Origin of the sequence: Amycolatopsis sp. WAC 01416 (genome assembly GCF_003947485.1) — a bacterium.
In the GTDB taxonomy this organism is placed as follows: Bacteria; Actinomycetota; Actinomycetes; order Mycobacteriales; family Pseudonocardiaceae; genus Amycolatopsis.
In genome coordinates, this window is the sequence record NZ_QHHX01000012.1 from 115,129 (window position 1) to 133,995 (window position 18,867).

20 protein-coding genes and 2 riboswitches are annotated in these 18,867 nt (G+C 68.9%); of the genes, 11 read left to right on the top strand and 9 right to left on the bottom strand.

Annotation, left to right across the window (positions count from 1 at the left end; all coding sequences use genetic code 11):
• The first annotated feature begins 83 nt into the window (after positions 1–83).
• Complete coding sequence (locus tag DL990_RS35245; RefSeq protein WP_125801298.1) at positions 84–1,595, top strand: MFS transporter; 1,512 nt, start codon at positions 84–86, stop codon at positions 1,593–1,595.
• 145 nt (positions 1,596–1,740) lie between these two features.
• Here DL990_RS35245 and DL990_RS35250 read toward each other — a convergent pair whose 3' ends face one another.
• Positions 1,741–2,679: a threonine/serine dehydratase gene (locus DL990_RS35250; RefSeq protein ID WP_125782184.1), complete on the bottom strand. Its 939-nt coding sequence runs from the start codon at positions 2,677–2,679 to the stop codon at positions 1,741–1,743.
• Between the two features lie 150 nt (positions 2,680–2,829).
• Between DL990_RS35250 and DL990_RS35255 the strand changes: the two genes are divergently transcribed.
• Positions 2,830–3,552, top strand: coding sequence for a hypothetical protein (locus DL990_RS35255; protein WP_125782182.1), 723 nt, complete (start codon positions 2,830–2,832; stop codon positions 3,550–3,552).
• A 72-nt stretch (positions 3,553–3,624) separates the two neighbouring features.
• Here DL990_RS35255 and thiE read toward each other — a convergent pair whose 3' ends face one another.
• Positions 3,625–4,290 carry a thiamine phosphate synthase gene (thiE, locus tag DL990_RS35260; protein WP_125801299.1) on the bottom strand — a complete coding sequence of 222 codons (666 nt, stop codon included), beginning with the start codon at positions 4,288–4,290 and terminating at the stop codon, positions 3,625–3,627.
• Between the two features lie 30 nt (positions 4,291–4,320).
• Positions 4,321–4,428, top strand: a riboswitch (TPP riboswitch).
• Here thiE and thiO point away from each other — a divergent pair.
• The 4 genes from thiO to DL990_RS35280 all read left to right on the top strand — a co-directional run bounded on the left by thiO (position 4,422) and on the right by DL990_RS35280 (position 6,999).
• Complete coding sequence (gene thiO / locus DL990_RS35265; protein ID WP_125801300.1) at positions 4,422–5,495, top strand: glycine oxidase ThiO; 1,074 nt, start codon at positions 4,422–4,424, stop codon at positions 5,493–5,495. (Overlaps the previous riboswitch by 7 nt.)
• The gene (gene thiS, locus DL990_RS35270; protein ID WP_005160548.1) at positions 5,495–5,695 is read left to right on the top strand and encodes a sulfur carrier protein ThiS; all 201 of its coding nucleotides are present in this window, start codon (positions 5,495–5,497) and stop codon (positions 5,693–5,695) included. The genes thiO and thiS overlap by 1 nt, the downstream gene beginning before the upstream one ends.
• A gap of 1 nt (position 5,696) precedes the next feature.
• Positions 5,697–6,455: a thiazole synthase gene (locus DL990_RS35275; RefSeq protein WP_125782176.1), complete on the top strand. Its 759-nt coding sequence runs from the start codon at positions 5,697–5,699 to the stop codon at positions 6,453–6,455.
• Positions 6,456–6,564: 109 nt separating this feature from the next.
• Positions 6,565–6,999 carry a MarR family winged helix-turn-helix transcriptional regulator gene (locus DL990_RS35280; RefSeq protein ID WP_125782174.1) on the top strand — a complete coding sequence of 145 codons (435 nt, stop codon included), beginning with the start codon at positions 6,565–6,567 and terminating at the stop codon, positions 6,997–6,999.
• Here DL990_RS35280 and DL990_RS35285 read toward each other — a convergent pair.
• The 3 genes from DL990_RS35285 to DL990_RS35295 are packed head-to-tail and all read right to left on the bottom strand — an operon-like array spanning position 6,977 to position 9,578.
• Positions 6,977–7,774, bottom strand: coding sequence for an ion transporter (locus DL990_RS35285; RefSeq protein ID WP_125782172.1), 798 nt, complete (start codon positions 7,772–7,774; stop codon positions 6,977–6,979). The genes DL990_RS35280 and DL990_RS35285 overlap by 23 nt on opposite strands.
• Positions 7,775–7,800: 26 nt before the next feature.
• A complete protein-coding gene (thiD, locus tag DL990_RS35290; RefSeq protein ID WP_125801301.1) occupies positions 7,801–8,631 on the bottom strand; it encodes a bifunctional hydroxymethylpyrimidine kinase/phosphomethylpyrimidine kinase in 831 nt (276 codons plus the stop codon).
• Positions 8,632–8,654: 23 nt separating this feature from the next.
• On the bottom strand, positions 8,655–9,578 hold the full coding sequence (locus tag DL990_RS35295; protein WP_125801302.1) for an NADP-dependent oxidoreductase: 924 nt from the start codon (positions 9,576–9,578) through the stop codon (positions 8,655–8,657).
• An 88-nt stretch (positions 9,579–9,666) separates the two neighbouring features.
• Here DL990_RS35295 and DL990_RS35300 point away from each other — a divergent pair, with 88 nt between their 5' ends.
• Together DL990_RS35300 and DL990_RS35305 are read left to right on the top strand one after the other, a co-directional pair.
• The gene (locus DL990_RS35300) at positions 9,667–10,065 is read left to right on the top strand and encodes a helix-turn-helix domain-containing protein (protein WP_199746729.1); all 399 of its coding nucleotides are present in this window, start codon (positions 9,667–9,669) and stop codon (positions 10,063–10,065) included.
• A gap of 95 nt (positions 10,066–10,160) precedes the next feature.
• Positions 10,161–11,678 carry an alkaline phosphatase family protein gene (locus tag DL990_RS35305; protein ID WP_125801303.1) on the top strand — a complete coding sequence of 506 codons (1,518 nt, stop codon included), beginning with the start codon at positions 10,161–10,163 and terminating at the stop codon, positions 11,676–11,678.
• A 63-nt stretch (positions 11,679–11,741) separates the two neighbouring features.
• Here DL990_RS35305 and thiD (DL990_RS35310) read toward each other — a convergent pair whose 3' ends face one another.
• From thiD (DL990_RS35310) to DL990_RS35320, 3 genes are all read right to left on the bottom strand, one after another.
• Entirely contained in the window at positions 11,742–12,563 is an 822-nt protein-coding gene (thiD, locus tag DL990_RS35310) for a bifunctional hydroxymethylpyrimidine kinase/phosphomethylpyrimidine kinase (protein ID WP_125801304.1), read from the bottom strand.
• Positions 12,560–14,164 carry a phosphomethylpyrimidine synthase ThiC gene (thiC, locus tag DL990_RS35315; RefSeq protein ID WP_125782165.1) on the bottom strand — a complete coding sequence of 535 codons (1,605 nt, stop codon included), beginning with the start codon at positions 14,162–14,164 and terminating at the stop codon, positions 12,560–12,562. The genes thiD (DL990_RS35310) and thiC overlap by 4 nt, the downstream gene beginning before the upstream one ends.
• A gap of 47 nt (positions 14,165–14,211) precedes the next feature.
• Positions 14,212–14,345: riboswitch (TPP riboswitch) on the bottom strand.
• A 129-nt stretch (positions 14,346–14,474) separates the two neighbouring features.
• Positions 14,475–14,807 carry a LysE family translocator gene (locus DL990_RS35320; RefSeq protein WP_125801305.1) on the bottom strand — a complete coding sequence of 111 codons (333 nt, stop codon included), beginning with the start codon at positions 14,805–14,807 and terminating at the stop codon, positions 14,475–14,477.
• A gap of 101 nt (positions 14,808–14,908) precedes the next feature.
• On the opposite strand from DL990_RS35320, the gene DL990_RS35325 reads away from it, so the two are divergent.
• On the top strand, positions 14,909–17,077 hold the full coding sequence (locus DL990_RS35325; protein ID WP_125801414.1) for a glycoside hydrolase family 15 protein: 2,169 nt from the start codon (positions 14,909–14,911) through the stop codon (positions 17,075–17,077).
• Positions 17,078–17,168: 91 nt separating this feature from the next.
• On the opposite strand, the gene DL990_RS35330 is transcribed toward DL990_RS35325, so the two are convergent.
• Positions 17,169–17,741, bottom strand: coding sequence for a peptide deformylase (locus DL990_RS35330; RefSeq protein WP_125801306.1), 573 nt, complete (start codon positions 17,739–17,741; stop codon positions 17,169–17,171).
• Positions 17,742–17,898: 157 nt separating this feature from the next.
• On the opposite strand from DL990_RS35330, the gene DL990_RS35335 reads away from it, so the two are divergent.
• Entirely contained in the window at positions 17,899–18,210 is a 312-nt protein-coding gene (locus DL990_RS35335) for a DUF3263 domain-containing protein (protein ID WP_005160574.1), read from the top strand.
• Positions 18,207–18,842: a LytR C-terminal domain-containing protein gene (locus tag DL990_RS35340; protein WP_125782161.1), complete on the top strand. Its 636-nt coding sequence runs from the start codon at positions 18,207–18,209 to the stop codon at positions 18,840–18,842. Before DL990_RS35335 ends, DL990_RS35340 begins: the two co-directional genes overlap by 4 nt.
• The last annotated feature ends 25 nt before the right edge of the window (positions 18,843–18,867 follow it).

Below are 18,867 nucleotides of genomic sequence, written 5' to 3' on the forward strand. Positions count from 1 at the left end.
GGTTCCAGTGGGTTCGGTCTTTTTCTCTGACGTGTCAGGTATCCGCGGTGGCCCGGTGTCGGTCTTCGTGATTCAGTCGTCTTATGGGTGATGGGGTGGCGACGGGGATTCGGTGGGGGACGCCGGTGGCGCGCGGCGTACTCGCCACGACCATCGTCGGCTCGGGCATGGCGATGCTCGACGGGACGATCATCAACGTCGCCCTGCCGAGGATCGGCGAAGAACTCAAGGCCTCCGTCGCCGGCCTTCAATGGATCCTCGACGGCTACCTGCTCGCCCTCGCCGCCCTGATCCTCGTCGCCGGATCACTCGGCGACCGCTACGGCCGCCGCCGCATGTTCATCGTCGGCGTCGTCTGGTTCGGCATCGCCTCCGGGCTGTGCGCCGCCGCGACGACGACCGAGATGCTCGTCGCCACCCGGATCCTCCAGGGCATCGGGGGAGCTTTGCTCACGCCCGGCTCGCTCGCGATCCTCCAAGCGTCCTTCGCCCACGACGACCGGGCCCGCGCGATCGGCGCCTGGTCCGGGCTCGGCGGAATCGCGGCCGCCATCGGCCCGCTGCTCGGCGGCGTGCTCGTCCAGGTGTGGTCGTGGCGGCTGGCGTTCCTGATCAACCTGCCGCTGGCCGCCGTCTGCGTCCTGCTCGCCCGGCGCTACGTGCCCGAGTCCCGCGACGAGGAGGCGACCGGACATCCCGACTTCCTCGCCGCCGCCGTCGGCGCGATCGGACTGGCCGGGCTGACCGGCGCGCTCGTCGAGGCGCCGGGACGCGGTATCGGTGACGTCGTCGTCCTGGTGGCCATCGTGCTCGGCGTCGCCGGGTTGGTGTCGTTCCTGGTGATCCAGCACCGCTCGGCCGATCCGCTGGTGCCGCCGAAACTGTTCCGCGACCGGACGTTCAGCCTCGCCAACGCGCTGACCTTCGTCGTCTACGCGGCACTCGGCGGCGTGATGATGCTGATGGTCATGCAGTTGCAGGTGTCGCTGGGCTATTCGCCGACCGCGGCCGGCCTCGCCGGCCTGCCGATCACCGTCATCATGCTGCTGTTCTCCGGCCGGTCCGGCGCGCTCGCGCAGAAGATCGGGCCGCGTACGCAACTGGTCGTCGGCCCGATCCTGGTCGGCGTCGGCATGCTCCTGCTGATGCGCGTCGGGCCGGGATCTTCGTACCTCGGTTCGGTGCTGCCCGCGGTCGTCGTGTTCGGCGCCGGGCTGGCGACGGTCGTCGCACCGGTGACCGCGACTGTGCTGGCCGCCGCGCCGGACCGGTATGCCGGGGTCGCCTCCGGCGTCAACAACGCCATCGCCCGGTCCGGTGGCCTGCTCGCGATCGCCGTGCTGCCCGCCGTCGCCGGACTGTCCGGCGCCGCCTACACCGATCCGGTGGCGCTGACCGCGGGCTGGCGGACGGCGCTGCTCGTCTGCGCGGCGCTCGCGATCGGCGGCGGCCTCATCGCGCTCGGCATCCACAACGGTGTCCTCGACACGCCTTCCGCACCCGACACCGCCGACGAGTCTCCGCACCCCGGCGAATGTCTCCACTGCGGGGTCGACTCGCCGCCGACACACGTCCGCCCCGCCGGACACACGTGATCAAAGGCGTAACTCGCGTGATCAGAGGCGTAACTCGCGTGATTGAAGGGCGAACACGGAGATCCGGCTTCAATCACGCGAGTTACGCCTCCAGTCACGCGAGTTACGCCTTCAATCACGCGTGATCCGGCGGCGGACACGCGGGCTAGGCCAGCAGGGTGGCCAGGGTCGCCGGGTCCAGGTTGCCGCCCGAAACGACCGAAACGACCTTGCCGGGCGGTAGCGCGTCGCGGTGCGAGAGGAACGCCGCGGTCGCGGTGGCGCCACTCGGCTCGGCGATCAGGCGCGCGCGGTGCGCCAGCGTCCGGACGGCCTCCCCGATCTCCGCCTCGGAAACGGTGATGACGTCGTCGAGCACCGCCTGGAGGTGGGCGAAGGTCAGATCCGACGGCTGGGCGCGCAGGCCGTCGGCGCTGGTCCGTGCCCGCAGGTCCATCGGCCACTCGATCCGCCTGCCCGCGCGGAAGCCTTCGGCCGTGTCGGCCGCCAGCTCCGGCTCGACGCCGATGACCTTCGCGCCGGGAAGCAGTTCCTTGATCGCCGTGCCGACCCCCGAGGCCAGCCCGCCGCCGCTGAGTGGGACGAGCACGACGCCGGCGTCCGGCAGGTCTTCGGCGATCTCCAGGCCGACGGTGCCCTGTCCGGCGATGACGTCGCGGTGGTCGAACGGCGGGATCATGGTGAGTCCCCGTTCTTCGGCGACGGCGAGCGCCGAGGACTCCTGGGCGTCGATCGGGACCTCGATCACTTCGGCGCCGAGCGCTTTGGTGGCTTCGATCTTGGCGCGTGGCGCGACATCCGGAATGAGGATCACCGCGTGGATTCCGAATCGCTTCGCCGAGTAGGCGACCGCTTGCGCGTGGTTGCCACTGGAGAACGCGACGACGCCGCGGGCGCGCTGATCTTCGTTCAACGCGGCGATCGCATTGTACGCCCCGCGCACCTTGAAAGCGCCGATCGGCTGAAGGCTTTCCGGTTTGAGCCACAACGGCGCCCACGTTTGTTCCAGTAACGGTGTGCGCACCGCGACGCCTTTGACGCGGCTCGCCGCGTCGCGGATTTCCTCGATCGATACCAGGTCCATACGGCCGATTATGTCAAGGATTCGTGAACCCTGGACAGTCCTTTTTGGACAGATGGCGTGGCGCTCCTCACGTGCGGACAACGAAGGGAGCATCCCGTGCGCCTTACTCGTTAGGACTGGGTGAGGACCGACTAGCTGCAGAACGGGATCATGGCCAAGGAGACTTCCGAGAAGGACACCGAGAAAACCGAAAAGACGGAGAAGCAGGGCCGGATCGTCCAGGTGACCGCGGCCGCGATGGCCGCGATCACCGCGGCACTGCTGGGTTCCACGCTCGGCGTCGCCGGAACGGTGGCGGGTGCCGGGCTGGCGAGTGTGATCACCACGCTCGGCGGCGAGCTGTACCTGCGTTCGCTTCAGCGGACGAAGGACGCGGCGCTGAAGGCGCGTGTGGTGCTGACCGTGCCGGGACGGCGCCGGGTGCTCGACCCCGGCGAGCAGGAAACCGTCCGGTTGAAGCCGTCCGAGGACGAAGAGGAACCGTCGGGGCGGAAGTTCAAGCCGCGCTGGGCGGTGATCGCCGGGGTCAGCGTGGCGGCCTTCGCGGTGGCGCTCGTCGCCATCACCGGCTTCGAGGGGGCGACCGGCAAGACCTTCGGCGGCGGCACCGGGACGACCATAGGGAAGATCATCGGCGGCGGGCAGGCCCAGGAACGCCAGGACAAGCACGACACCCCGCCGGCGACATCGCCTTCGGAAACGCGGGACGAGCAGCCGGAGACGACGCCGTCGACCACGCCGACGCCGACCACGACGCCGACTGCTCCGACGACCACCCAGGCGCCGCCGACGACGCCGTCCACGACGCCTTCGACCTCGCAACCGCCCCCGACGACCCCCTCGGCCCCCGCTTCGAACACCCCCGCGCCCTGACCCCTCCCGCAATTCGGCACCAGGTCGCGGTAGTTCGCATCCCCGACTACCGCAATCTGGTGCCGAATTGCGTCAGGAGAGGGCGGAGCGAAGCGTGCGAGCGGCCGCTTCGGGGTCTTCGGCCTCGGTGATCGCCCGGACGACGACGATCCGCGACGCGCCGGCGTCCAGGACCTCGGGCAGCCGGTCGGCGTCGATCCCGCCGATCGCGAACCACGGTCGCGACGTCCCCAGTGCGGCGGTGGAGCGCACCAGGTCGAGCCCCGGGGCGGACCGGCCCGGCTTCGTCGGGGTCGGCCAGCAAGGGCCGGTGCAGAAGTAGTCCACGCCGGGCTCCCCGGCCGCGGCCTCGGCCTGTTCGGCCGAATGGGTGGACCGGCCGATCACCACGTCGTCGCCGAGGACCCGGCGGGCGAGCGACACCGGGATGTCGTCCTGGCCGAGGTGCAGCACGTGCGCGCCGACGGCGAGCGCGACGTCCGCGCGGTCGTTCACCGCCAGCAGCTTGTCGTGCTTCTCGCACGCCTCCGCCAGCACTTCCAGTGCGGCGATCTCGTGTTTCGCCTCGATCGGGGCACCGCCGGTCTTGTCCCTCAGCTGGATGATGTCGACGCCGCCCGCCAACGCCGCGTCGGCGAATTCGGCGAGGTCGCCGCGGCCGGACCGGGCGTCGGTGCAGAGGTACAGGCGGGCGTCCGCGAGCCGGGCGCGGATCAGCGAACCAGACAGGGTGGGCATGGCGGCGACGGTACCCGCGCGCTACGGTGGGGTTGTCCGCACGGGAGCCCGAGGACGGGCTGAGAGGGAGCCGAGACCGCTCCGACCGTGGAACCTGATCCGGGTCATGCCGGCGCAGGGAGCGTGCGTTCATGAGAGAACTTTCGGTTGTCGGCGGCGGGGTCATCGGCCTCTCGGTCGCTTGGCGCGCGTCCGCGCGCGGCCACCGCGTCACCGTGTACGACCCCGAGCCGGGGCGCGGCGCGTCGTGGCTCGCGGGCGGCATGCTCGCGCCGGTCACGGAAGCCTGGCCCGGCGAAGAGGACGTCCTCTCACTCGGTGAAGCGTCGCTTCGGCGCTGGCCTGATTTCGCCCGTGACCTGGCGGAAGAGGGCATCGACCCGGGCCTTTCGCCGCACGGCACGCTCGTCGTCGCGCTGGACAGCGCCGACGCGGGCAACCTCGAGATGCTCGCCGCGTACCTCACCGAACTCGGCCGCGAGGCCGAGCAGCTGACCGGCCGCGAGGCCCGCCGCGCCGAACCCGGTCTCGCCGGGTCCGTCCGAAGTGGACTGCTGGTACCCGGCGATCTGGCCGTGGACAACAGAAGGCTGCTGCACGCGCTCGCGCACGCCTGCGGCAGGCACGGGGTCGAGTTCCGCCACGAGACGGTCACGGATCTCGAAACCCTCAACGGTGACGTCGTCCTCGCCGCGGGCGCCTGGACCGGGCGCCTGCACCCCGCGCTCGCCGACGCCGTCCGCCCGCTGAAGGGCGAGATCCTCCGCCTGCGGCCGCGGCGGGGCTGCCTGCCGCCACCGAAGCGGACCGTCCGCGCGATGGTCGAGGGCCGCCCGATCTACCTCGTCCCGCGTGACGACGGCCAGCTCGTGCTCGGCGCGACCCAGTACGAGGCGGGTTTCGACGAGACCGTCACCGTCCGGGGCGTTCGTGAGCTGCTCGAAGGCGCGGAGCGCGTCTTCCCTGGCATCACCGAGTACGAACTCGTCGAGACCGCTGCCGGGCTTCGCGCGGCGAGCGTCGACACGATGCCTTTCATCGGTGAGCTGGGCGAAGGCGTCTTCGCCGCGACAGGTCACCATCGCAACGGCCTCCTGATGGCCCCGGTCACCGCGGACGCCGCGGTCGCCTGGCTGGACGGCGTGCCGTTGCCGGACGAGGTCGCGGCGGCAACGCCGTCGCGGCGAAGCGAGGAGCGGGTGTGATGGAGATCCAGGTCAACGGCCAGTGGCGTGAATTCCCCGACGGGACCACCGTCGAAGGCGTACTGGAGGCACTGGGCACGGCGACGAAAGGTGTCGCGGTCGCGGTGGACGGCGTCGTCGTCCGGCGCGGCGAATGGCCGGAAGCGGTGGTGCGCAAGGGCGCCAGCGTCGACATCCTCACCGCTGTGCAAGGAGGCTGACATGAATGGTGACGACCTCGTCATCGGCGAGCACAAGCTCTCGTCGCGGTTGATCATCGGCACCGGCGGCACGTCGAACCTCGCCGTCCTGGAACGCGCGCTGGTGGCGTCCGGAACGGAACTGACCACCGTCGCGATGCGCAAAGCCGACGCCGAAGGCGGCTCCGGTGTCCTCGAACTGCTTCGGCGGCTCGGCATCAGGCTGCTGCCCAACACCGCCGGGTGCCGGACGGCCGCCGAAGCGGTCCTCACCGCCCAGCTCGCCCGCGAAGCGCTCGAAACCGACCTCATCAAGCTGGAGGTCCACGCCGACGACCGCACGCTGCTGCCGGACCCGTTCGAGACCGTCGAAGCGGCCGAACAGCTCGCCGCGGAGGGCTTCACCGTGCTGGCGTACACCAACGACGACCCGGTGCTGGCGCTGCGGCTGGAGGAGGCGGGCTGCGCGGCCGTGATGCCGCTCGGCGCGCCCATCGGCACCGGTCTCGGCATCCGGAACCCGCACAACATCGAGCTGATCGTGTCGCGCGCGGGAGTCCCGGTGATCCTCGACGCCGGTATCGGCACGGCTTCCGACGCGACGCTGGCGATGGAGCTCGGCTGCGACGCCGTCCTGCTCAGCACCGCCGTGACCAGGGCCGCGGACCCGGAACGGATGGCGTCGGCGATGCGGGCCGCGGTCACCGCCGGACGGCTCGCCGCCGGTGCGGGACGGATTCCCCAGCGGTTCTGGGCGCACGCTTCGAGCCCGCCTCGATAACCCTTTTGTACGGTTCACGGCCTTCACGGCGAGTCCGCCCCGTCAGCCCGTATGGTTGACGGCACTTTCCGGAGGCGCACCCGCCGCCGTGTACCCAGAGGAGCCAGTGGTGACCACGTCAGCGGTCCAGGATGTTTCGGGCAGGTTGTTCCTGGCGGTGGGCCGATTGTCCCGGTCACTGCGCCAGGCGGGCGTGCCCGGTCCCGGCCACGGCGCGATCTCGGCGCTCGCCACGCTCGTGAACTACGGCCAGCTCCGCCTGGGTGATCTCGCGGCGAAGGAAGGCGTCGCCGCGGCCACCATGTCGAGGATCGTCGCTTCGCTGGTCGAAGCGGGCTACGTCAGCCGTGAATCGGACCCGATCGACAGGCGCGCCTGGCTCGCGGAGGCCACCGAAGAAGGCGAGAGGCTGGTTTCCGGTGTCCGGTCGACTCGGGTGAACGAGCTGGGCAAACGCCTCGAACGGCTGACCCCGGAGCATCAGGCGGCCCTGGCGGCGGCTCTGCCCGCGCTCGAAGCGCTTATTGCTGACGAAGAGCGCTGACTTCGGCGCGAAGGGCGCGGAGCTCGTCGAGGATCTCCTTGTTCGCCACAGCCTGGGTTTCGGCCTGCTTCGCTTCTTCCTCGCGGATGTCCTGGCGCAGCTCGTCCTCCATCCCGCTCACCACCACGGCGATGAAGAGGTTCAACACCGCGAAGCTGGACACGAGGATGTAGACCACGAAGAACACCCAGGCCATGGGCGCTTCCTTCATGACCTCCTTGGCGATGTCCGGCCAAGCCTCGCCGGTCATCACCTGGAACAGCGTGAACAGCGAAGTGCCGAGGTCGCCGAAGTTCTCCGGCGAGATCGCGCCGAACAGCTTCGTCGCCATCACGCCCGCGACGAAGATGATCAGCGCGAGGAGCGCGGCGATCGACGCCATGCCGGGGATCGCCGCGAGCAGGCCGGTGACGACCTTCCGCATCGACGGCACGACCGAGATCAGCCGCAGCACCCGCAGGACCCGCAACGCCCGCAGCACCGCGAACGGGCCGGTCGTGGGGATCACCGCGATACCGACGACGACCAGGTCGAAGATGTTCCACGGGTCGCGGAAGAACTTCCCGCGGTAGGCGTACAGCTTCGCGCCCAGTTCGAGGACGAAGATCCCGAGCGCGATGTAGTCGACCGTGTGCAGCAGGCTTCCGTACTCCGCGAGCATTCTCGTGGAGGTCTCCAGGCCGAGGGTGACGGCGTTGAAGACGATCACCGCGATGATGAAGTGCTGGAAGCGGCGGTCTTCGACGACCTTGGCCACCGTTTCGCGTGCGGTCACGGCGCAGATCGTAACCGGACGGGTGCTCAGTGCTCCGGCGCAAGCCGCCAGAACGCCGAAACCGGACCGACCTTCGCGCCCATGGGATAGGCGTTTTCGACCGCGTGTGAAACGAACCACTTGCCGTAGCGGGCGGCCTCCACGACGGACATCCCCTTCGCGAGACCGGCCGTCAGCGCCGACGCCATGGTGTCCCCGGCGCCGTGGGTGTGCTGCGTCGCGAACCGCTCGCCCGGCAGTTCGACGAACGTGGAACCGTCGAAGAGCACGTCGACGCATTCTGGGTCGGAGACGAGGTGACCGCTCTTCACGAGCACGTACTTGGGCCCGAGCCGATGCAGGACGACGGCCGCCTGATGCATCTGTTCGCGGGTGGTCACGGTCATCCCGGTCAGCAGGCGGACCTCGTCGAGGTTCGGCGTGAGGACGGTCGCGCGCGGCAGGAGCTCGTCGCGCAGCGCGACCAGCCCGGCCTCGTCGAACAGCGGATGGCCGTGCATCGACGCCGCGACCGGGTCGACCACGAACGGCACCTTGGTGTCGCGGCCGATCTCGGCCTTGTCGCACGCCGCGGCGACGGCGTGGATGATCTCGGCCGAAGCGAGCATGCCGGTCTTGGCCGCGTTCACGCCCATGTCGGCCGCGACCGCCTCGATCTGCCCGGCGACGATGCTCGCCGGGATGTCGGTGCGGTCGTGGACGCCGAGGGTGTTCTGGACGGTCACGGCGGTGACCGCGACCAGACCGTGCACGCCACAGGTGAGGAACGTGCGCAGGTCCGCCTGAAGGCCGGCGGCACCGCCGGAATCGGACCCCGCGATGGTCAGCGCCGACGGCGGGCTCGGGTTCTCGCTCATGGACCCATTTTCCATGCGCGATCTCAGAGGGTCAGGACGAGCTTCCCGGTCACCCTGCCGCCTTCGCCGACTTCGTGCGCCTTCGTGACGTCTTCGAGTGGGAAGGTCTGGTCGACGTGGACGCGCAACTCACCCTTCTCGATCAGGCCGGTCAGGGCCAGCAGGCCGATCTCGTCGGGTTCGGCGAGCATTCCCGATGTCCGCACGCCCAGCTTCTCGGCCTTCGCGGCGACAGCCTCGCTCACGCCGCCCGGGACCGAGACGAGCAGGCCGCCCGGTTTCACCGCGTCCAGCCAGCGCAGGTCGCTCCGCTCCCCGACCAGCCCGAACACGACGTCCACGCCGGCCGCCGTCGCGGTCTCGTCGCGGTAGTCGATCGGCTCGTCGACACCGAGCCCGCGGAGGAAGTCGTGCTTCCCGGCGCTCGCCGTGCCCAGGACGTACGCGCCGCGTGCCTTCGCCACCTGCACGGCGAGGTGCCCGACCCCGCCCGCGGCGGCGTCGATCAGCACACGCTGTCCAGGCTGGACGTCGGCGATGTCCACGAGACCCTGCCAGGCGGTGAGCCCGGCGAGCGGCAACCCGGCGGCCTGCTCGTGGGTGAGGTTCGCGGGTTTGCGCACGAACTGGCGGGCGGGGGCCGTCACGTATTCGCCGTAGCCACCGGCCTGCCGGGGGAACCACGGGAAGCCGAGGACCTCGTCGCCGACGACGAAACGCGTCGTGCCCACGCCGAGCTCCTCCACCACCCCGGACACGTCCCAGCCGAGGACGAACGGTGGCTCGCCCATGAAGACGCCATAGGCCCGGGTCTTCCAGTCGACCGGGTTGATCCCGGCCGCGCGCACGCGCACGAGCACCTCCGTCGGGCCGGGGGACGGCCGATCGGTCTCGGTCACCTCCAGCACTTCCGGGCCACCAAGCCGCTGCTGGGTCACGACGCGCATCGAAAGCTCCTCCGTTGTTGGTGCTCTCCATGTTCGGCCGCGTGGTCTCTTTTCGCTAGAAGGCACTTGAAGGTAAACTAGGTACCTGATGGAAACCACCTGTGAAGTGCCGGAATCCCCGTGGGACATCTACCTGCGGAACTGCCCGTGCCGAGACGTCCTCGACCTGCTCGCCAACAAGTGGACCGCGCTGGTGCTCGGCGCGCTGACGAGGCGGCCCCACCGGTTCGGCGAACTGCGCCGCGCCGTCGGCGGGATCAGCCAGAAGATGCTGACGCAGAACCTGCGCGCCTTCGAACGCGACGGCCTGGTCACGCGCACGGTCTTCCCGACCACGCCGCCGACCGTCGAGTACGCGCTGACCGAGCGCGGGGCGAGCGCGGGCACGCTGCTCATGGCGGTCAGCGAATGGTCGGTCGCCAACTTCGACGGGATCCTCGAATCGCGTCAGGAGTACGACTCGCGGGTGATGGAGCCCGTCGGCTGAAGTCCTTCGCGGGGGCACGCGGACTTCATCGGGAAGACAGTTCGGCGCACTAACTTGACGAACAATTGGTTCGAACAAGTTATCTGGAGGCTTTCGTGCGCAGAACGCTTTCCCTCCTGTCGGCACTGGTGGCCGTCGCCGGATTGACCTCCGGCGTGGCCACCGCCGCGGCCAAGACGCCGAAGGTACTGGTCATCGGCCTGGACGGGGCCCGCTTCGACAAGCTGATGGCCGCAGACACACCGAACGTCCACGCGCTGGTGGAGCGCGGCTACGCCTCGCGCAGTTCGCTGTACGGCAGCGGGATGGCGCCGACGGTGAGCGGTCCCGGCTGGTCCACGATCCTCACCGGCGTCTGGCCGGACAAGCACAAGGTGAGGGACAACTCCTTCACCGGCAACGACCTCGCCACGCATCCGAGCTGGCTCGCCCGCGCCGAAACCGCGAACCCGGCGCTCGACACCTACGCCGCGGTCGACTGGACGCCGATCGGCGACCGGATCCTGCGTACCGGCCAGGACCGCAAGTTCGTCCGGAACGGCGACAGTGACGGCTACGAGAAAACCGACGAACAGGTCGCCGTCGACGCCGAGAAACACCTCAAGCAGGACAAGGCCGACGCCTCGTTCGTCTACTTCGGACAGACGGACATCGCGGGCCACGACCACGGCGCGGACTCCCCGCAGTACGAAGCCAGCCTGCGCACCGACGACGCGCTGATCGGCCGTCTGCTCGCCGCCGTCGAAGCCCGCGCGAACCGCGCGAACGAGGACTGGCTGATCATGATCTCCTCGGACCACGGCCACACGCCGTCGGGCGGGCACGGCGGTGACACGCCCGAGGAACGGATGACGTTCGTGATCGCCGCCGGTGGCACGGTCCCGGCCGGAACCCCCGCCGTGGCACCGAAGATCGTCGACATCGCGCCCACGGTGTTGCGGCACCTCGGCATCGCGGCCCCGGCGGGCTACGACGGCTACGCGCTCGGCGCCGCGCCCTCGGACATCTTCGACACAGCCGTTTTGAAGGCACGGCAGGACGAGACCGGTGTCCCGGCGGGAGTACTCGGCTGGACGCACGACGCGCCGGGCGGCTGGACCGTGCGCAACGCTTCCGGCATGCCCGCCGGCGTGACGGAGTGGCAGGGCTGGTCCTTCACCACCGACGACTTCTGGACCCGCACCGCTCCCGGCCAGCAGCGCGAGGCGAACGCGCGGGCGCGCGGCGTCTTCGCGGTCGCGGACCCGGACGAGTGGGACGACAAGGGCTCGCCTTCTTCGCGTGGGACCTTCGACTCTTCTCTGGTCTCGCCTTCGGCTGATGTCACCGGGAAGTCCACAGTGGACGTCTCGTTCGTCTCGCACTACCGGCAGGACGGGACGCAGCGGGGCGCGCTGACGGCATCGTTCGACGGTGGTCCGGAGCAGAACGTGCTGGCTTACGGGCCGGAATCCGGTACGGCGAACAAGGGCGGCGATGTGCTTTCGGTGCCGACGTCGGCTTCGGTCAAGGTGCCCGCCGGGGCCCGTTCGGTGAAGCTGACCTGGCGGCTCTACGCGGCGGGGAACAACTGGTACTGGGCCGTGGACGCTCCTCGCGTCACGATCCGGTAACGCGTGCAATGAAGGGGCCTTTCATAGCAAAATTTGCTATGAAAGGCCCCTTCATTGCACGCCTCAAGCGTCGCTGAGCCGCCAGAAGGGTGAAACCGGACCGACGCCCGCCCCCAGCGGATACGACTCCGCCACACACCGCTCGATGAACCGTTTGCCCTCGGCGACGGCGGTCGGCACGTCCGCCCCCTTCGCCAGCGAAGACGTGATCGCCGAAGCCATCGTGTCACCGCCGCCGTGCGTGTTCCGCGTGTCGAAGCGAGGCCCGCTCAGCTCCACCCAGGATTCGCCGTCGGACAAGAGATCCACACAGTCCTGAGCAGCGTCGAGGTGCCCGCCCTTCACCAGCACCCACTCGGACCCGAACTCCAGCAACGCCTCAGCCGCCTCGCGCTGGGTCGACGGCCCGGTCACGGAAACGCCGGTCAGCAGCCGCACCTCGTCCAGGTTCGGTGTGATCAGCGTGGCCCGCGGGAAGAGCTCGGTGCGGATCGCCTCCAGCGCCTCCTCGCGCAGCAACGCGTGCCCGGTCATCGAAGCGGCGACCGGGTCGACGACGAACGGCGTGTTCGACGAGCGTCCGATGTGGACTTCATCGAGTGTCTTCGCGACGGCGTTGATGATCTCGGCGGTCGCGAGCATGCCGGTCTTCGCCGCGTCCACGCCCATGTCCGTGGCGACGGCCTTGATCTGCCCGGTCACGACGTCGACCGGGATCTCGCTGAAACCCTGCACGCCCAGCGAGTTCTGCACGGTGACCGCGGTGAGCGCGACCATCCCGTGCACCCCGTTGGCGAAGAAGGTCCGCAGGTCTGCCTGGATGCCCGCACCACCACCGGAATCCGATCCGGCGATGGTGAGGGCGGTCCTGGGGGTGGCTGTCACTGATTGACCACCGGCAGGTACACCTTGTTGCCCTGCTCGGCGAACTCGTTCGACTTCTCCGCCATGCCGGCCTCGATGGCCTCCACAGTGGACAGCCCGTGTTCGTCGGCGTACTTGCGGATGTCCTGGGTGATGCGCATCGAGCAGAACTTCGGCCCGCACATCGAGCAGAAGTGCGCCGTCTTCGCCGGTTCCGCGGGCAGCGTCTCGTCGTGGTAGGCGCGAGCGGTGTCCGGGTCCAGCGACAGGTTGAACTGGTCGTTCCAGCGGAATTCGAAGCGGGCCTTGGAAAGCTCGTCGTCCCACTCCTGCGCGTACTGATGTCCCTTGGCGAGGTCGGCGGCGTGCGCGGCGATCTTGTAGGTGATGACGCCGGTCTTGACGTCGTCGCGGTTCGGCAGGCCGAGGTGCTCCTTCGGCGTGACGTAGCAGAGCATCGCCGTGCCGTACCAGCCGATCTGCGCCGCGCCGATGGCCGAGGTGATGTGGTCGTACGCCGGCGCGATGTCGGTCGCGAGCGGGCCGAGGGTGTAGAACGGCGCCTCGCCGGTCAGCTTCTCCTCGAGTTCGACGTTCTCCTTGATCTTGTGCATCGGCACGTGGCCGGGGCCTTCGATCATCACCTGGACGTCGTGTTCGCGGGCGATGTGCGTGAGCTCGCCCAGCGTCTCCAGTTCGGCGAACTGCGCGCGGTCGTTGGCGTCGGCGATCGAGCCGGGCCGCAGGCCGTCACCGAGCGAGAACGTGACGTCGTACTCGCGCAGGATCTCGCAGAGTTCGGCGAAATTGGTGTACAGGAACGATTCCTTGTGGTGCGCGAGGCACCAGGCCGCCATGATCGAGCCGCCGCGTGAGACGATGCCCGTCACCCGTCGCGCGGTCAGCGGGATGTACCGCAGCAGCACCCCGGCGTGCACGGTGACGTAGTCGACGCCCTGCTCGCACTGTTCGATGATGGTGTCGCGGTAGACCTCCCACGACAGCTTTTCCGGCTCCCCGTTGACCTTTTCCAGCGCCTGGTAGATCGGCACGGTGCCGACCGGCACCGGCGAGTTGCGGACGATCCACTCGCGGGTCTCGTGGATCCGCTTGCCGGTGGAGAGGTCCATGATCGTGTCGGCGCCCCAGCGGGTGGCCCACACCATCTTGTCGACCTCTTCCTCCACAGAGGACCAGACGGCCGAGTTGCCCATGTTGGCGTTGATCTTCACCAGGAACTTCTTGCCGATGATCATCGGCTCGGTCTCCGGGTGCTTGCGGTTGGCGGGGATCACCGCACGGCCGCGGGCGACCTCGTCCCGCACGAATTCCGGCGAGCAGCGCTCGCGTGCCGCGACGTACTCCATCTCGCGGGTGATGACACCCTGTTTCGCCCAGCCGAGCTGGGTGTTGTGCTCACGACCGTCGGCCCAGCCGGCACGCAATCGATGAAGTCCACTGTGGACATCGATCTGCGCGTCGTCGTCGGTGTACGGGCCGGAGGTGTCGTAAACGTCGAAATGCTCGCCGTTCGAAAGGTCGATCCGCCGCGCGGGGACCCGGAGCCCGGATTCCGTCCGGTGGTAGATCTTGCGGGAACCGGTGATCGGCCCGGTGGTCACGGTCGGCGTGATGCCCTGGGCATTCTTTTCAAAGGCACTGTCAAGCGTCGTCAACGACGTTCACTCCCTACGCCGGCATTACCCGGTCAGGTTCATGCGGTCGGCGGCGCCGGGTCTTCCAGAAAAAAGACTCCAGCCGCCCTCTCAGCCCGCCATGGCGCGAGCTCCCGCGTTGTTTGGTTGTGCCCCGACCATGCCACGCCGGGGCTCGGACAATCAACCCTCCAAGGCGACGGTCACTCCGAAGCCGACCAGAAGGCCGCCGGACGTGCGCTCCGGCCACAGCTTGACGCGATCGCGGCGCAGCCACTCACCCAGGCGTGTGACCAGGAAGGCGAGCCAACTGGGGGAGGAACGAGATCGCGAACGCGCTCGCCTTCGGGTTGCTCACGTTGATCAGGAAGACCGCGCCCGCGATGCGCAAGATGTCGTAGGCGACCGGTGAGGCGAGGAGGAGCGCGGTGAGACCGAAGACCGCGGCGAGCCCCCAGAACGCGATGCCCGCCTCGATACCCGCGATGGTGGCGGACGCGTTCCGGCGTGAGCCCTTCGCCGACTGCTTGATCAGCATCACCGGTTCGGCATGCCCCCGATCGTCGGCGACGGGGCCTGTCGACAGCAACGCGATTTCCGGGGCCGACATGTCGACAGCGTTAGCGGTTCACCGGTTTGGAGCATGTGCGCGCGGGGGATTCACGACACAATCCCGGAGGTTCTGCACCGTTACAGAAGTCTGGGGTGGATATGCGAAAACTCATGCTCCCGGCACTGGCAGGCGTGCTGGTCGCGGGGCTGGTCCCGGCGGTGGCCGCGGCACAGGGCGGTGAGGCGCCCGGTGCGCCCGGCGCCCATCCGAGCTGGCTCCCGGCGGACAAGACCGGGTTCGGCACCGCCCGCGAACGCGCGAGCAACGTCTGGTTCACGCTTCAAGGTGGCCGGCTCTCCGAGGTCTACTACCCGGATCTGTCCACGCCGAGCGTCCGCGCGCTCGACCTCGTCGTCACCGACGGGACGAGCTTCGCGACGGTCGATTCCTCGGCCAAGGCGCAGCAGGTGCGCCGCACCGATGGCCTCACCTACGAACAGACCATCACCGACGACCAGCGCCGCTGGAAGCTCCGCAAGACCTACGTCACCGACCCGGCGCGCGCGAGTGTGCTGATCGACGTCGACTTCGTTTCGCTGACCGGCCGTCCGTACCAGGTGTACGCGGTCGCGGATCCCGATCTCACGAACGAAGGATCCGACGACTCCGCACGCACCGATGGGGTGAACGCGGTCGCGTCCGACGCGAAGACCGCTGCCGCACTGACCGCGGAACCGGCGTTCTCGCGCACTTCCGTCGGCTACGCGGGTTCCTCCGACGGCATCACGCAGCTGACGAAGTCCTTCGCCCTCAAGGATTACGCGACCGCGGCCAAGGGCAACGTGCTGATCACCGGGCAGACGTCCGCCGACGGTGTCCGCTCACGGGACTTCACGCTTTCGCTCGGCATGGGCGCGAAGGACACCGACGCGCTCGCCACCGCGAAAGCCTCGCTACGGCGCGGATTCGCCGACGCCGCCCGCGCGTACGACCGCGGCTGGAAGCAGTACCTCCGCCAGGTGAAGGGCGCGCCGTCGTCGCTCAAGACCAAGCAGGAACGGGACCTCTACCAGGCGTCCGTGCTCATGCTCGCGGCGAGCGAGGACAAGATCCACCAGGGGGCGCTCATCGCGTCGCCGAGTATGCCGTGGCGGTTCGGGAACAACGACCCGGAATGGTCGCCGTCGGGCACCTATCACCTGGTCTGGCCGCGCGACCTCTACCAGATCGCGACCGGCCTGCTCGCCGGGGGCGACCGCGACGCCGCCAACCGGTCGATCGACTACATGTTCGGCACGCAGCAGCTGCCGGACGGGCATCTGCCGCAGAACAGCCACGTCGACGGCACGCCGTACTGGACCTCCATCCAGCTCGACGAGACCGCGCTGCCGATCGTGCTCGCCCAGCAGCTCGGCCGCACCGACGCCAAGACCTGGACGGGTGTGCGCAAGGCGGCGGAATTCCTCTTGTCCTACAAGGCGGACAACGGGCACGCGTCGCCGTACAGCCAGCAGGAGCGCTGGGAAGAACAGGACGGCTACTCGCCTTCGACGATCGCCGCGGTGATCGCCGGACTGGTCTGCGCGGCCGACATCGCCAAGGCGAACGGCGCCGGCGCCGACGCGAAGCGCTACCTCGACACCGCCGACGCGTTCAAGGCGAAGCTCGCCCAATGGACGGTGACCACGAACGGCCCGCTGTCGAAGGACCCGTACTTCGTCCGGCTGACCAAGGACGGCAACGCGAACAACGGCACGAAGTACAACCTCGGCAATTCCAGCGTGACCATGGACCAGCGCGCCGTGACCGACGCCGGGTTCCTCGAACTGGTGAGGCTGGGCATCTACCGCGCCGACGATCCGGTGATCAGGAACAGCGTCAAGGTCACCGACGCCGACATCGCCTTCACCACCCCGACGGGTCAGTTCTGGCACCGCTACACGAAGGACGGTTACGGCGAGAAGGCGGACGGGGCGCCGTGGGACTACACGTTCCCGGCGGAAAGCCGGACCACTTTCGGGCGACTGTGGCCGCTGCTCGCGGGTGAACGCGGCGAGTACGACCTCGCCGCCGGTGACCGCGGTACGGCCGCGAAGCGCCTTCGCGACCTGGGGCGCGTCAGCAGCTCCGGGGACACGATGCCGGAGCAGGTCTGGGACGAGAACGCGCCTTCGGGGCAGCCTGGCTTCCCGGCGGGCACTCCGACGGCGTCCGCGACACCGTTGGCCTGGACGCACGCCCAGTACCTGCGGCTCGCGTGGTCGGTGCAGGCGGGGAAGGTGATCGAGCAGCCGCGGGTGGTGCGGTGCCACTTCCTGGGCTGCTGACCCCGGCTCGCTAGTGCAATGAAGGGGCCTTTCATAGCAAAATTTGCTATGAAAGGCCCCTTCATTGCACGCGGGGACGGGTGCGAGAGGGTCAGTCGTCGGCCGATTCGGGCTGAGCCTCCGGCAGCCACGAGTTGCCCGGAACGCCCCATTTGTTCGACTTGAGCATTTTCTTCGCCGCGCGAGCGTGGCGCCCGACCAGCCGGTCGAGGTAGATGAAGCCGTCCAGGTGATCGGTCTCGTGCTGCAGGCAGCGCGCGAAGTAGCCGGTTCCTTCGACCTCGATCGGATTACCTTCGACGTCGAAGCCGGTGACCTTCGCCCACGAAGCGCGTCCGGTCGGGTACGACTCGCCGGGCGCCGACAGGCAGCCTTCCCAGTCGTCGTCCGGATCCGGCATGGTCTCCGGGATCTCCGACGTCTCGAGCTTCGGGTTCACCACGACGCCCTTGTGGCGCGTGCCCTCGTCGTCGGGGCAGTCGTAGACGAACACGCGCAGGTCGAGGCCGATCTGGTTGGCCGCGAGGCCCACCCCTTCGGCGGCGTACATGGTCTCGAACATGTCGTCGACGAGGGTGCGCAGCTTGTCGTCGAACTCGGTGATCTCCCGAGTCGGGTTGTGCAGCACTGGCTCGCCGGCGATCACGATGGGATGGACGGTCACGCGCGCAGTTTAGTCGGACCCTTCTGGTACACCCTTACCCATGACGCGCCGACGCCGATACCGAGGCCGGGCGCCGGTTCCGTGGTCTAATGGCGCCGCGGAATGACAAGCCTGTGGTTTCACGCCGCCGAGCACTGACCTGATTGCGAGGAGTCGGATGGACGCCGCGGAGTCGATGGCCGAGCCCGACCAGCCGTCCCCGTCGGAGACCGTGAACGGCCTCAGCGAGCGCGAGCTCGACATGCTCGCGTTCGAACGTCAGTGGTGGAAATACGCCGGCGCGAAGGAACAGGCGATCCGCGAACGCTTCTCTATGTCGTCGACGCGCTATTACCAGTTGCTGAACCGGCTGCTCGAGAAGACCGAAGCCATGCAGGCCGACCCGATGCTGGTGAAGCGCCTGCGAAAGACGCGAGCGGCCCGGCAGCGCAATCGCGCGGCCCGGCGACTGGGGATCGATCTCTCATGAGTCTGTTTTCGGGGCTGTCCCGGCCGATGAAGGCCGCCGGACTGGCCTTGGTCGGTGTCGCCGTGATCGCCGCCGTGATCGGCGGAATCACCCTGACCAGTGGCGGCGGTGATTCGGACACCGCCACGCCGCCCGGCACCACGCCCACGTCGGCAGAGCCTTCGGACGGTGCGACCCAGCCTTCGTCTCCGGCGCCGGGTTCGCCTTCGGCCAGCACGCCGCCCGCCTCGTCGGCGCCGCCGTCGAGCGCGCCCGCGAGTTCCGCCCCGCCGGCGAGTCAGCCGGGTCAGCCCGGTCCTGGGCAGCCCGGTGGCGATCAGCAGGCGTCCCACAAGTGGGTGACCGTGCGGGTCTACAACAACAGCACGGTCCAGGGGCTCGGCGAGCAGGCCGCGAAGGACTTCCGCGCTTCCGGCTGGAACGTCTCCGAGGTCAAGGGCTATCCGGGCAGGCTCCCCGAGACCGTGGCCTACTTCCGGCCGGGCACCGACGAGGAAGCGGCCGCGAAGGCGCTGGCGCTGGAGTTCGGTTTCCGCGCCGAGCCCAGGTTCAAGGAGATCGAGAACATCGGCCCTGGAGTGATCGTCATCCTCACCAAGGATTACAAGACCAACGACAAAGACGGCTCCTAGCAGCTACGGAAAGGGCCCTCTTCCT